At 47.7% G+C, this 15,357-nt stretch carries 5 protein-coding genes; 1 reads left to right on the plus strand and 4 read right to left on the minus strand.

From position 1 onward, the window contains the following. The 4 genes from ACYVD4_RS07520 to ACYVD4_RS07535 all read right to left on the minus strand — a co-directional run. Positions 1-3,015, minus strand: a 3,015-nt coding sequence (locus ACYVD4_RS07520) for a beta strand repeat-containing protein (protein WP_460944016.1), incomplete at its 3' end; no start/stop codon positions are given. A 26-nt stretch (positions 3,016-3,041) separates the two neighbouring features. Then, positions 3,042-5,210 carry a fibronectin type III domain-containing protein gene (locus ACYVD4_RS07525; RefSeq protein ID WP_460944018.1) on the minus strand — a complete coding sequence of 723 codons (2,169 nt, stop codon included), beginning with the start codon at positions 5,208-5,210 and terminating at the stop codon, positions 3,042-3,044. A gap of 17 nt (positions 5,211-5,227) precedes the next feature. Then, entirely contained in the window at positions 5,228-11,104 is a 5,877-nt protein-coding gene (locus ACYVD4_RS07530; RefSeq protein WP_460944020.1) for an MSCRAMM family protein, read from the minus strand. A gap of 56 nt (positions 11,105-11,160) precedes the next feature. Continuing rightward, positions 11,161-12,885, minus strand: a complete 1,725-nt coding sequence (locus tag ACYVD4_RS07535) for a hypothetical protein (protein WP_460944022.1) — start codon at positions 12,883-12,885, stop codon at positions 11,161-11,163. Between the two features lie 788 nt (positions 12,886-13,673). Between ACYVD4_RS07535 and ACYVD4_RS07540 the strand changes: the two genes are divergently transcribed. Next, complete coding sequence (locus tag ACYVD4_RS07540) at positions 13,674-14,825, plus strand: sialidase family protein (protein WP_460944024.1); 1,152 nt, start codon at positions 13,674-13,676, stop codon at positions 14,823-14,825. Positions 14,826-15,357: the final 532 nt, after the last annotated feature.

Here is a 15,357-nt window from a genome sequence, read left to right on the forward strand (position 1 = left end):
AGCCAATGATAGTAAAGTAGGTTGCGAAATATCGACGCTGGCCGATTTGACACAACCGTTGTTGTCGGTCACCTGTATTGAGTAGGTTCCTGCTGATAGGCCAGAAATGGATGGTGTATTGGCACCATTGCTCCATTGGTAATTGTAGGAGGTTCCACCGCCTGACGCCGTTACAGAGGCTAACCCATCACGGTTGCTAAAGCAACGAGCTGGCGTATTCGCTGTAGTCAGCGTCAGTAACGTAGCAGGTTGATCAACTTGTATAGGGCTTGTTTGCTGGCATCCGTTGGCATCGGTGATGGTCAGTTGATACGTTCCTGTTATTAATCCTGTCAGATTAGGCGTGGTGGCACCTGTATTCCAGGTATAAGCGTAATTGCCAACACCACCGGATGCTGAGGAGGTTACCTGACCGTCGTTACCACTGAAGCATTTAACATTGCTTTTCTGTAGCGTTAGCACCAGACGAGTGGGTTGGGTAATATCAACAGACCGGGTTTGCTGACAGCCATTGGCATCGGTCACCTGCACCGAATAATTACCCGCCGTGAGGCTATTGATCGTGGACGTAGTAGCCCCCGTATTCCAAGCGTAGGTGTAGTTACCCACGCTACCACTAGCCGAAACGGTGGCACTTCCATCGTTACCACTAAAACACTTGACGGCTGTAGTAGAGGTAGCCAATGATAGTAAAGTAGGTTGCGAAATATCGACGCTGGCCGATTTGACACAACCGTTGTTGTCGGTCACCTGTACGGAATACGTCCCTGCGGCCAGTCCAGAAATGGATGGTGTATTGGCACCATTGCTCCATTGGTAATTATAGGAGGTTCCACCGCCTGACGCCGTTACAGAGGCAATCCCATCGCGGTTATTAAAACATTTTACTGCCGTAACAGACGTAGTAAGGGTTAGCAACGTAGCGGGCTGATTCACCTGTGCCGTAGCCGTTTGTCGACAACCATTGGCATCGGTAATGGTTACCTGATACGTTCCGGCCGTAATGCCAGTCAAGACAGACGATGTAGTTCCGGTATTCCAGCTAAAACTATAAGGGCCGGTACCGCCTGATACGTTAGTGGTTATCTGACCATCATTCCCGCCAAAACACTTAACCGCAGTAGGATTAGTGCTCACTATGAGTTGAGCAGGCTGATTGATTTGTACCGTTTGGGTCTGTTGACAACCATTGGCATCGGTAACGGTTACAGAATACGTTCCGGCAACAATCCCTGACAAGGTAGCCGTAGTAGCGCCGGTAGTCCAGCGATAGTTGTAAGGGCTCGTTCCTCCTGTAGCCGACGCTGTGGCACTGCCATCGTTACCACCAAAACATTTAACAGCCGTAGGCATAGCGGTTAATACCAGTTGCGTAGGCTGATTAACCGTTACGTTAGCACTGTTCGAACAGCCTGCTCCATCAGTAACCGTCACCGAATACGTCCCGGCAGAAATCCCTGATAAAGTAGACGTAGTGGCACCCGTATTCCAGCGATACGTATAATTGCCTGATCCACCACTAACCGTTACACCTGCTTGCCCATTGGCACCCTGAAAACAGGAAACCGGCGTTGTAGACATGGCTAATTGAAGCGGTGGAGAAACACTTAAAATAGATTTGTTACTAGCCTTAACACCACAGAAATTACTGACCAATATGTCATACTCGCCAGCGTCGTTACTCGTAGCATTGGCCAGCGCGAAGGAGGGATTGGTAGCGCCGGGTATTGCGGTACCATTTTTGCGCCACTGATAGCCCGTTACATCGCTTCCTGCCACGGCTACACCAAATGTAGCTGCTCCCCCTGTACAAGCTGTTTGTGACGAAGGCGTCGCAAGCACCGTGAGTCCTGACACAAACACCAACGTAGCGGGGTTACTGGTGATAGAGCCACAGGCAGTGTTCACGCGTACGTCATACTGCCCTCTGTCAGCTATGGAAGCGCTGGAAACTGTATATGTTGCATTGGTGGCCCCCGGAATATCGCTCCCGTCTTTGCGCCATTGATAGCCAATAACACTTCCTGAGACGGCTACTGAAAAAGTTGCCGAATTGCCCGCGCAAACAGTTTGCCCAGTAGGATGACTGGTAATTGTTGCCGACGACCGGACCGTTAATGTAGCTTTATTACTAGTTACAGAGCCACCAGCATTGGTTAACACGGCGTCATACTCACCCTCGTCAGCACTGCTGAGCGGGGCTATTGTATAGGCTGCTCCACTAGCCAGACCGGGTATTATCGTTCCATTTTTCCGCCACCGAATGCTCGTTATATTATTGCCTGTTGCCACAACCCTAAACGTAATCGAACCACCCGTACAGCCGGTTTGTGATGTAGGATGCTCCGTAATCGTGATCGGCGAAGATGGACCCGATCCGTTGACAACCAGATTGACTGGCATGGCAGTCTGAGCACCACAAGGAGCAAATACACGTATTGTGTAGGAACCTGCATCGCTAGTTGCGACGCTAGGAATCGTAAATATTGTAGTAGTAGCCCCCGGAATAGCCGTATCGTTTTTGAGCCATTGGTAGCCGGTAATATCGCCCGTCGCTACTGCCGAAAAAGTGACTGGACTGCCCACATTGGCCGTTTGCCCAACCGGTGGCGTTGGAATCAATGTATAGGGGCGAACAGTCAGAACAGCCGGATTACTGGTTGCCGGGCCGGTAGAACTACCTACTACTACGTCGTAACTGCCCGCATCTTCAGGCAATACGTTGGCAATAGTGTAGGTCGCAGCAGTGGCGCCAACGAGGTTCGTGTTGTTTTTACGCCATTGATACGTCAGGGCCGTACCTGTTGCCGTCACACTGAGCGTAGTGGGCTGGCCTGGGCAGACAGTTTTGCTGGTTGGATGGCCAGTAATAGTGGCTGCTGCTTTCTCAGGGGCTACTGGGCTACTAATGGATTTTTTGTCTGGTAACGTAACCCGGCCGTAACTCGCTGATGCGATTTGTAACAGGCCAACGATCAGTAGTAAGCAGCGAAAAAGAGAGTATATATTTTTCATTACAGTGATGAAATCAATCTATGGAATCAATCCCGGACGATTGCCTGAGATTTTACGCGTTTGCTCTCGCGGTTAGCCGCTTCGATGGACGTAACAGAGTATACATACTTGGTACCCCCCCGAACCTGGGTGTCCAAAAATTGGGTGTCCTTGTTACTGGCTTCGCCGATTTTGGTGAACGTAGCGGAGTTTGCTTCCCGGCGGTAAATACCGTACTTCTCGCGTTCACCATCGTCAACGCCGGGCCAGCTAACCTCGACGCCAGACGTAGTGTTGCGGACGTAGAATGTAAAGACTGGATCAGGTTCGGGTAAGGGAAGTGCTAGTTCGGTAGCCTCCGAAAAAACGGTAGTATCGCCAAAAGCGGTAACAGCCGCTACCCGGTACCATGCCGTCTGACCTTCGCGAAGCGTCGTATCAGTAAAAGAAGGCTGGTCTAGTACCGTCTGGGTTAATGGTCGGAACGTACCATTCGGTTCACTACGTCGCTGGATAATGAAGCCAGTAAGGATGTTGTCTTCCGTGCGAACGTCGTTCCAGCTAAGCCATGCTTCTTTGTCGATTAATGTGGCTTCGACGGTTTTGGGATACGTTGTTTCGATGGAACGTAGCGGGCGGATGGAAACGGCTGGAGCCATATCGCTGGTGTCCTGCGTCAGACTCATCGTCATCACGCTATAGAAATATTCCAACCGGCCACTTAATACGCTTGAGCTGTCAAGATAGGTCGTATTTTTTCCTAGCGTGCCGGTCACCCGCACTAGTTTATCCGGTGACGTCCCCCTGTATACGTAATAGCTGAACAGGCTTGGACTATCGACTCCTTCCCAAGTCAGGCGAATGTGCTTTCCCTCTCGCTGAGCCTGTAAATCGCTAACAGGTAGTGGACGCGTAAACTTTGTTGCCGTAGCGAAGGCTTCAGCCGCAACGGGTTGGGCTAATCCTTGTAACGGAATAAACAACGGACGGACCCGGTAGGTATAGGAAACGCCGGGACGGACATAGTAGTCGTAAAAAACACTGTCGGAGGGTGTAACCTGCGCGACAACAGTGAACGTACTGTCGGACCCATTATCGCGCGCTATCTCAATGCCCGTATAATATGGCTTAACTGGTAACTGGGCCCAGCTCACCCGAATGGCATCAGTGGTATCCTGTGCTTTGGCCCCGTAAATCAGACGTACTTTGTCATTGCCGATAGCTACTGTGGTAGCCGTATCAGAAGGAGTTCCCGTATTCTCCACTATATCCTGTGGTACTAGAAACACCCGAACCACTTCCTCCGGCACACATGGTTTTTGCCAGAAAAAGGTCAACGTATCGCCCGCTTCGTTTAGATTAGGAAGCAGCGTCTCTGCTTTTTTCCAGGTAGTTCCGTTGTAGAGCCAAACAGATGCTCGAACAGTTTGGGGATTCGTGAAATGAACCGTAATAGCTCGTCGGAAGGCCGGATCGTTAGGATCGAACGTATCAGGCATTGGTATCTCCGGGCGTGGCTCAAATTGCCGGATGGGCAGGGTCCACTTTACAGATACGAGACTGTCGAAACCGGTAACGCTGGCGGTCTTTATCCGAAGTTGCCGGAGTTCTTCATTTTCTGCCCCCGTCACCGTAATACCCTGTGCCCAAAGCGTCTTGTTGTTCATTTTATCGACCCGGATAGCACGGTACAAATACACCATTCCGGGTTTAGCTTCAGTATCGACGTAAACGTTGCCCAGTAGAGGCTGTAAATCGATCTCGCCACCCAATAGTCCATAGGCGCCGGGAGAAGAATGTGTTTTCAGATAGGCTACCAACTGCTCATCTGTCGATTGGTTTGTCGATCTTTTTAGTAGCTCAATAAACTCATTGCTTGCAACTCGATGTAGGTCAGTCGTACTGGTTGGTAGATGTAGCCGCCCAATCTCAGGTAGAGGCAATTCCGGGCCAGACCCCACCCGGTCAGATCGCTCTTTAATTCGTTGCATCGTTTTCTGAGTCAGCTCCACCCGCTCAATTTGGAAGTAAGCCGTATTCAGTTTCATCAACGAGTCGCTGGTAGTTGGATTCATTGAGCTAACAATCAGATAATTGCCTTTGGGGGAAGGGAGAACTACTAATGGGTTTGGTTCTAGCTCGTTCTGCGCCATTCCAATAGATAGGCCACCGGTCAGCCACACCAGTATGGATAATAGTAAATAAATCGATCTCACGGTATCGGTACGTTTAGTTATCGGGAAGTCAATTGGAAAGAGGTATCTACGTCCTTACAGATTTTAAAATTGAACCCATCGGGAAAGGGTACGCATAGCTCTTTTCGACACGATTTAAAAAGGCCACATGGATACTTGATCGTCGCACATTTGTCACGAAAGCGAACGCTGGCATCATTACAGTTCATGTTGGCATTTTGCAGATAGAAATTCAGCTTGGTTTGGCCACTTAGGTTCCATCCCTGATTATTGTTGTAGCCACCCTGAAGTTTCAGATACGCCGAAGCTCCACCGCTTAGGGAAAAGCTTACCACGCGAATGCTGGCGCCACCTTTAATGTCTAATTCGGCTCTGCCCATTACTTCGGTCTGCGTGAAACGAGTGTAGAACGTAAGCGCAGCTAAAGCACCATAGTGATAACTGAAGTCAAACGAAGCAGGCCCTATACCAAAACCGAAACTCCCTTTTTTCTCAAGTATGCCAACGCTTTGCTTCAGATTGATACCATTGAATCGTTGCCCGCCCTGATCGAGCGCTTCGGGTGAAATATTCTTCCAAATTTCTTCACCCTCTGGCATTTCCGACCGGTTCGCGTTAATGCCAACGGCAATCAGGGCATTGGCTCTCGCAAGTTTCAATACGCTGACTTCGGCATTGCAGCCGACGAATAGCATGTCAGGTTTTACATAAAGCAGGCCATTTAGTTTTATAGTCGCCAACCCTTTCAGCGGATCAATATTGGAATTGACCGCGACTATCAACCGATTTCGACAAAAGTCAACCGTAGCATCCACCCGACCCCAGTCTAATTTAAGTACGGTCAACCCCGCAGAACCTTTGATTACCGGCTTATAACCGCATTCTTCCGCATCGAACAGCACGCTCAGCGATACCGGTTTAAATACGATCAGATTCGACTCTTTGCTGTCAGTATCTTCGTCTTTCGAACCGCTGAGTTTATCCGTAGCCTTGTCCGAAAGTTTAGCCGCCTGATTTGATAGGGCGCCAACGCCAAGCTTATCGACCTGCTCCTTTGTAGAGGAAATAGCACCTGACGCTTTCTCTTTGGCCGCTGAAATTATAGATTCCTTTTTATCTTGAACAGTTTTTACAAAGTTTGTTTCGGTAACCTTAGCTTTCTGCGAATTCACAATATTATTTAAGCCCGAGTTGAGCCCAGTTGGCACTAATTCGCCTTCTAATGCAAGTAAATATTTTTCTTCTTTTAGGTTGAAGTCAACGGCTCCGCCTAACCGAATCCAGCTAACGGGGCCCATTGGAATCGGAACACCCAGAGGAACAACAAGTCTTAAGCCAAACTCAATATCCGTTTTGGCTGGGCCTGTCTTGAAGAATTTAAAATCGCATTCAATTTTTTTGGTAAGGACGGGGATTTTAATTACACCTGAAGCTCTGAATCCTTTCCGAATTTTGGAAAATTCGGCCTCGGCTAGCAGATCGGCAACAAAGCCTGGACCTTTGAGGTGGAAATAAAGCGAATCGACCTTAAACTGTAAACCTTTATCGTTAAGAACTACCAGTAAGGCCGCCCGAGTGGTTGCCTCGATTATCGGAATGTCTATTTCGGCTTTTCCCGCCAGCCCAATCCCCCAGGACATACTAGACTCCGTATAGGGAACTTCGTTTGGGTTTTCCTGATCGTCGCTCGTCACATCAGCCGCCGTTGGGGTAGCATACAGGGGATTAAACCCTTCGGTGGTGTTACTGGCCATATAGGTGCTCAAGGTTCCGAACTCAATGTTGAATCCCCGAAAGAATACCAATTTCTCAAGATTGACCGTTATTGGTCCAAGCTCTGCCTTGGCAGTTGGCTTCGTGGTGACAAACATGTCGTGGTTACTGCGATAAATGAACCGCTGTACTTCGATAGGGAAAAGACGTTCTAAGATTTCACTATCCGAACCCCCGCTATAAACCATCGACGCGTCTCCATCCATTTCATAGGCTCGCTTGTCGGCTACATAAGATAATTCAAAGCCATCAGGCTTTTTTATTCCGATCGATTTGAATTTATAGCCATCCTCCGGCAGCAGAATCTTGCCTGCAAGCCTGACGCCAGCGGTTTGCTTAACATACGCCAACTTGTCGATTGTAAAATCATTGTTGGCGTTATCGGTTGAGCTGATACGTCCGGCAAAGCCTACATTACTGAAATCACTGGAGATGATCAGATTGGTAAGTGATGCCCGCCAGCTACCCATTCGGGCTTTAAGTGGTGTCGTTTCGCTTATTTTAAAGGTCGATTGGGCCAGTTCCAGATTTCGGCCAATCATAAAATTATCAATCTCCACGTCGGCAGTGCTCAGGATGAACTTTGGCGCGTTTGGTAGATGAACTTTCCCGGCAAACTTGATTCCCTGCTCGTTGAGAACCGAGTTCGTCTTGTCGAATAAGAACGTAAGGAACGAAAGCTGAAAAGGAACGTAACGATCTTTTTGCTGATTGATACGGTTAATTTCAGTCGCAGTCAAATCTTTCAACGACGTAGTACTTTCACTAAATTCGAGTTGATACTGAGCTGTGGTTTGCGTAGCCGGATACAATTTCTGACTAGCGAAAGCCACTTTAAACGCATTTTTTGCACCCGATGGGTCGATGAAGCTAAGCGTAGTAAGTGGCAAAAGACTCAGGTTAAAATACCCTGTTTTCGGAGCGAGATCGGTGTTCAATCGGAGCTTTTCACCACCAATCAATCCGGTCGTCTTGTTTGCTACGTCCTTCTTTAAAACCAGCCCGGCCTGACTTTCGAGCATAACAGGAGCAAACTTGTATCCCTTTAAATCAAGTTCAACCTCTTTAAAAACAACGTCTTGTGCCGGAATACCATTACCGTCTTCGTCTACCTCCATCTCTACGTCGGTGAAATCTAGCGACTTAGTCGATGTAGCTTCGAAAACGCCATTGGTAGGCAATAACACTTTGCCCGATACCTTAACGGTTTTATCGCTGATCACGTCAACTTTGTCGGCGTCGATACTGTAACCCAATAGTGTTTTAAGTTCGGGTAAATCGGCCGGGAGTTCATTCAGCGAAAAATCTTCGGTGCGGCTATCACTAACTGTCATCGCGGCCGAAGCGGTACTGAATTTCCGGGCACTGGCCTTTACCTTAATCTCTTTACCGATAGGCACGTAAAGCGTATACTTTCCATTATCGTCGGTTTGTGTGGTATAAGGCAAATCCTGTACTCGGATGGTTGCCTGTTTGATGGTACCATTCGAACCTTTGTTTGATACCGTTCCTGTTAGGGCAATACCACGCTCCAGCGTTAACGATATTGATTTTTTCTCCCCTGCTTTCAGCGTTAGTTCACCCGAAACGGGCAGAAGCCCCGGCTCACCATCCACTGGTGTTGCTTTATATGTAACGACTTCGGCTGTACCTTTATAATTCCAGCCTGTTGCGCCTGTAGTTCCCGATTTACCGTTGCCCAGTTCAATTTTAACCGACACCGGGCTATTGTTGGCACTGGCAACAAACCGAATACTGCCTTCCTGATTTTGAATGACAATTGTACCGGCACTGGATACGCTGTTTAACTTTTCGCCGGGAAGAACGAGTTTAGTAAACGCCGTTATATTCGATTTGGCTAAGACCGACTGACCTAATCCTTTCAATAGGTCATACATACCTTTCGTGTTACTCAGGAAATTAGACCATTTACCTGCCTGATTACTAGCGGGATAAGTTGCCGACTTCTGTGCGAAGCCGGGGGCGGCATACTGAAGCGACACCGAATTCGATCCATACGCTTTGGCAACAAAAAAGCCGGATTCATTAGTACGTATCACCTGACCTGTTGATAGTACTTTCACCATACCACCGCTTACTGGCTTGCCAAACTGATCCTTTAGCACACCCGCTATCAACGAAATTGAGTTCTGGATGGTGAGATTTTTGGCAATTTGACTGTTGCCTGTATACGTTACTGTTTCAGTTAGCGGAACAGGTGATAATGTGTTGTCGACGGCTGTTAGTTTTAACGGCGCATTTTTCTTCAGCAGGGGAAGATCGGCTAGTGTATACTGTCCCGATTTGTCGGACGTAACGGTTTTGGTGAAATCGGCTCCGTTGGCAGGAGGGGAGGCCAGATCATTTTTGTCGATCTTGACCGTAACGCGGACACCTTCGCGGGGCGTAAAACCTGGACTACCTGTTCCAACCTTACCCGCCAGCGTTACGGTGTTTTTGTACGTAAAAAGGCCTTTAAAAACCTGTACGGCTTTTTGGCCCAACTGACCGGCTTTTTCCTTGATTTGATTCAGCGGATAATACGTTGGTGCTTTGCCCTTTGCTGCAACCTGTACCACCAGATGGTCGCCTGCTATAGTATTATAAAAGATCCGCTTGGCGGCCTGTGCTGATGTTAACGTAGCAATGCTGACATACGACTTCCCGTTGTACTTAATTTCTTCGCGGGCACCACTGCCTTCTTTGGTGAGATAGGGTAACCGTTTGACAATTTCCTTAAGCCGGAGAATCTTTAAGGTTAATTCTTCTTTCGGACTATTTGGAACTACAAGCTGCGATGAGAGCCGGAAGGTTTGCGCGACCAGCGTAGTTTGACCAAGATCATATTCTGATTGTCCGCGTTTAATGGGTACGGTATAGGTCAGTGTCGTAAAATCTTCGGTCGACTTAGCCTGTACCGTTAAAGCTGTTACACCCACCAGTACGTCAGGATTGAAGCCTTTTATCTCATACTTACCGTCTTTGTCCGTTTTGGCCGTACCAATAACCTTTCCGTTGGCCAGTATATTCACTTGTGCATTTTCGAGCGGATTGGCTACGTTACTTTTCTCGGCGGGTTCCGTTATCCGGCGGGTTTCTTCGGCCTTCGCTTGCTCTGGTGAGTTCACAACCCATGTTCCCTGATCCGTATCGGCTTCGAGTTCAGATTTCTTGAAAGACCAGATCACTTGCCCTTTCATCGTTTTAATGATGTTATCCGGTGGAGTAGGGGGAGCTAGTTTTTTCTGGAGACCCCGTACGAGTGCCAATGCATCCTGACTGGCGCCATACCCATACGAAAAGAAGCCAACTGGCGAATAGCCATCATTAGCAAATGACGTCCGACCTTCCTGCCCCGGTTTAGGGACTGCCTGTACGCGGTAACCATACAACCTGCCGGGCGTTAGCGGGGGCTGAGCAGGGCCATAAAGAAAGCTGCTTCCCGAAGTGCGGGTAACGAAGTAAGGTGGCTGCGAAAAAAACAGGTTTTGCGGATTTCCAGTAAACCCCTGTGGAACAATAATTTCGGTAAGCGTTATTTCGTATTCGACCGCACTCACCTGACTGTGGCGGGGTATCCACTGGAACACGATCTGCTGTGCTGACTGAACCGGAACGGGTTGTGTACTACTCGGCAGTACGACCAGCGGTGGGTCGCTACGTTGCAACCACGCATAGTTAGAACAGACTGTCGGCGATAACTGCTGATTGGTCTGATAATCAAAAACAGTAAAGCAGAACCGGTACATCCCCTCCGGTAGCGGGCGGGCGTACTGGGCGGGCGGAACCTGAAGATTTTCGGGACGGAAATATACCGCCAGATCGCTGCCCGTTAGCTGAATCATGGAGCCGGGCAACAAATTAACCGGTGGGGCCGGTACGTTATCCATGCCCATGATCCGTGTACCGGGGCCTTCTATGGATGTCTTTAAGCGAACCTGCCGGTTCGCTAGTTGCATATCCTTCAGCAACAACGTAACATAAAGCTGATCACTGGCTGGGCTGGATAAATCGGCCAGATACGTCGTGTACGGTGGTTTGGCAATTGCCTGTACCTGCACCGGGAAGTTCTGTCCCCAACCGGGCAGCCAGGAAACCAGAAACAGGGCAATAAATAGATACGGGGGTAGTATACGTCTCATAAAAAGTTAGGAGCGTGGAGTCACAGCCGGGCTAGCCGGTTGAATGAATGAAGCCGTTAAAAGCGGGTAGTATAGCCGAGTGTTGCCGTGGTGAAATTACCGGTAGAGGAAGACGAACCGAGATCTGGTGATGTACTGCCACCCGACTGTAACAGGTTGGCCAGCATCAACGTAAAATTGTGGCGTTCCTGAGCGATATAATTCACTGTCAGCCGGGTATTGGTTATATGATTTTTAGACAGTTCAGACGTAGCAAACAGGTATGAGGCCGTCAGAGCACCGGTTAGGGTATTTTTGAAGAATCCCTTGTTTATTCCCACCGTTGGCCCGATCGACTTGAATGTGTTGCGGCTGATGTAGCTATCCATTACGTTCAGGCCCGTTGACATGGTCAGAAATTGGCGAGGAAGACCGTAAGAATACGTAACCGTACCATTATATACTTGCGACAACTGCCCCCGACGTATCAGATCGCCCTGCTTGTTTACCGCCCCCATTACCGAACCGTTTACCATAATAGTCTGTATGACGGTTTCCGTATTTTTTAGTTGATAAATGGCATTGAGTGCTACGTTCTGCGTAATCTGGGTGAAATTCAACGTATCGAGCTGTTCGAGTGGCGACAGACGGGTTATATTCTGAATGGAGTTCCGAATAAAGGTATAGGCCTGAAAGCTGGAATAGTTGAAGCTCAGATTCAGACGTGGGGTAGGCGTAGCTATTACGTTTAGGTTGCCTACCAGTCGGCGTTGTGCGCTTGATTTTACGTTTTTCAGGTCGTCCCACTGAACACCAATCGACCCGCTTGTACTTATTTTTCCTGCCCAGAAAGGCTGGGTAAAATTCAGCGTTACGTTCTCAAAGTCATTGGTAAAGAAATAGCCGCCTAGTGTCAAATAGTTTGGATCAACCCGCTCGTAACCAACACCAATGATCGTATTCGTTCGTTTCAAATTCGCGTTGAGCGTACTTTTTATAGCATGATACGATTCGGCTGTAGCATTGGGCCGCCATAACAAAGCGGCTGGTGCATTCATTGTGCCTCGTTCGGAAATGGTTCTGTTACGTTCGAGAACACTATTCGTATACTCAACATCGAACTGAAGGAAGTTGAATAGAGTGGTTCCAAAATTGGCGCCGATAACCATGTTGGATAATGGAGTAGGCTGTTCGAAAGGCGCGGTTGAGTCGGGTCGAACAGGTATCGTAACGGAGTTTGGGTTATCGCTGGCGTAGAACGTAGTAACTCCAGCCCGAAATTTTTCATTCTGCCAGCTTGCCTGTAAACCCATTCCAGTACGTTGAAAGGCTGCGGGTGTTGCGTCAGTAGCTTCCTGCGCTTTGATGAGTCGCCCATACATCGTACTAATTTTCCATTTCCCCGGTACGAGATCGAAACCTATCCCACTAAACTGATGACCGTTCAGGGAATAGGGTGAAAACGTCATATTCGACATGCCCAGATGCGCGGTTGCCCATTTATACGTTGGATGTATACCAATCTGATTGTAGGAAAACGGCTGGCTGTAGGTAAATTTTCGGCTGGAATAGGAGAGGGTAACGGGGATAACAGTACCCAGAGCCTGAAGACTCAGATTGCCTGATACAAAATAACTCAGTGGAGCGGCACCTGTCGGATTGTAGGAGTTGTAAAGTGTATTTACTGAAAGCCCTCCCGAAAGTTTTACTTTCTTTAAATTAGTGAGGTCGACATCCTGACTCCAGGCCGACCCACTCAGCAACAGGCACAGCAGAAGCCGCACGTACCTCGACAAGTACATGTTCATCATATGGTTAAAAAAGAGTGCTAATCCGAATTGATAGAGCTACTAGTCCATACTACTTGACAGACGAACGATGGGCTCAGACAACGGACTATTCGGTGGATACTGTGTTAAAGGGATTGGTATGTGGGGCAATGTGTGGCTGAAAGTAATCCTGACCGAGGCTGAAAAGTTAGATTGCAAACGCGCCAGCATTCCATTATAGCCTTCTGCCAGTATAGACAGGTTGTTTATCCTGGCGTGCACCGGAGGAGTAGAGCGGGATGACGGGGTAATCGACCCTGACATAGCTGTCTATCGGAGATAATAGATCAGTAAATACAACTTGTTCTGGTAAAAAAGAGAGCATAAGTATTATAGGGAGTAACGATAATCAATAAGAACGTAAATCTCTACACCAGACATGCCATAACGTACTATTCTATGTCGAGTGGATAGCGGATTGTGCTCATTTTAGTAAGACAAATTTATGATTTGCCCTGTCGTCAGACTCTACCGAATCGGACAAAAACTCTACCCAAATGACCATTGTGCGCTTTTTTTGAAGTAAAAAGTATCTTCTATCGTTATTTAAGAGGCAAAAATTGAAAAGTATATACTTGACACCAGCGACGTGGTGACATAGCGAACATTGAGTGGAAAATAATAAGAGCCTATGTTTGTCTGATCAATGTTTCCGAAATTCGGACCAATTCTCTGATCCCTGACCAAGTTCTTAACCTCTTTTTTCGATGAAGTCACTAAACATCTTTGTAGTAAGCTGTTCATTTTTTATAAACCTACATTTGAGTATTGTTACCGCAAACGCCCAGCAATTTCCAGATGTGCCGGGTGTCGTGATTGACCATCTGGCGCAGTCGGCCAACAACTTTCTGGGGTCGCCGAGTATCGTGATCTTACGTAATGGAAAATACATTGCTTCCCATGATATATTTGGAAAAGGACTAACACCTCAGCATACGCATGTCTTCGAATCGGCCGATCGAGGCAAATCCTGGCAGAAAATTGCCGAACTCGACAGCCTGTGGTGGGCTACGTTGTTTGTCAACAAAGGCGAGTTGTATCTGCTAGGTACCACAAAGGAATATGGACGCATGTCGATTCGACGCTCTACCGATGGTGGTCATCAATGGAGTCAGGTTGAAGAGGGAATTTTAGGGGAGGGGCAGGGATATCACTGTGCGTCGGTACCCGTATTAATTGCGAAAGGACGTGTCTGGAAAGGGATGGAAGTGAACGTACCAACAACGAGCTGGGGCAATTTTCAGAGTTTCGTTGCGTCGGCACCGGTCGATGCGGATTTGCTGGATACAAAAAACTGGTCGTTTTCTCCCCGGCTGATATACAATCGCACCGATTGGAAACCGGGCAATGCCTGGCTGGAAGGCAACGTAGTACAAAACCCGAACGGAGAGATTTGGAACATCCTGCGCGTTAACAATACCGACGACGATCAGGCTGCTACGTATCGGGTGAGCAACGACGGCAGAACGGCTGACTCCACCACCGTCAAGTTTATCAAATTGCCAGGAGCCTGCAAAAAGTTTACGATTCGTTATGATTCTAAAACCAAACGGTACTTCACGCTGACCAACTACGCGCTTCCGAAACATCGGAGTTCTCGTCGTGAGCGGGTACGTAATGCTCAAGTGCTTATTTCTTCGCCCGATCTGGAAACATGGTCGATTCATGGAATCTTCTTGTATAACCCGGATGTAGATCATCATGGATTTCAGTATGTCGACTGGCAATTCGATGGTAACGATTTAGTAGTAGCAAGCCGAACGGCGTATGACGATGCAGATGGAGGAGCGAAAAATCAGCACGATTCCAATTTCCTGACCTTTCATCGACTATTCAATTTCCGCCAGTACCGAACCCCCGCCGAATGGCAGCCGCTGCTCGAAGGAATTACCGATTTTACCGTATTGAAGTGAGGTTTGTCATAAGATGCTACGTTCTAGCTAAACCGTAGTTTAAACGTTTGTTTTATTAACCTGCTGACTATCAATAATATCACGTATTAGTCTATCGAATATCTAAACTTCGATAGACTAATATTTTGATTTATTCGGATACATTATTTGATTTTTTTAATTTGTTGAGATATTTTCTATTTATTTTATAGATTAAGTTTGGAAATAAAAAAAAGAGAGGATTACCTTTACGACATCTTACAATTACTACCTGCAAAGTAGCTGTGGATTTATAGACGACGAGTAAAGGTCTGTTGCTTAAAACAGGCAAACGCTTGCTCGTTGGTGTAGGCATCGAAATGCCTGCTAAACTCAAAACTATAAATTTACAACCATGTCAATTCAGTTCTTCTCGTGCCCCGCTGATCAAGATCAGTTCTTACAAGCAACCATTCTGGCAAACTGTTGACTCCCGTATTGTTTAACAACGCGATTAACCTGAGCTAAATCGGTATCAGTGTGCATACGTTTAGCCATCGTTAATTGAATTGAT

This window comes from Spirosoma daeguense, assembly GCF_054776875.1.

Excerpts from the sequence above, each read along its gene's own strand:
- ACYVD4_RS07530 (WP_460944020.1), bottom strand. The coding sequence starts at position 11,104 with ATGAGACGTATACTACCCCCGTATCTATTTATTGCCCTGTTTCTGGTT.
- ACYVD4_RS07535 (WP_460944022.1), bottom strand. The coding sequence starts at position 12,885 with ATGTACTTGTCGAGGTACGTGCGGCTTCTGCTGTGCCTGTTGCTGAGT.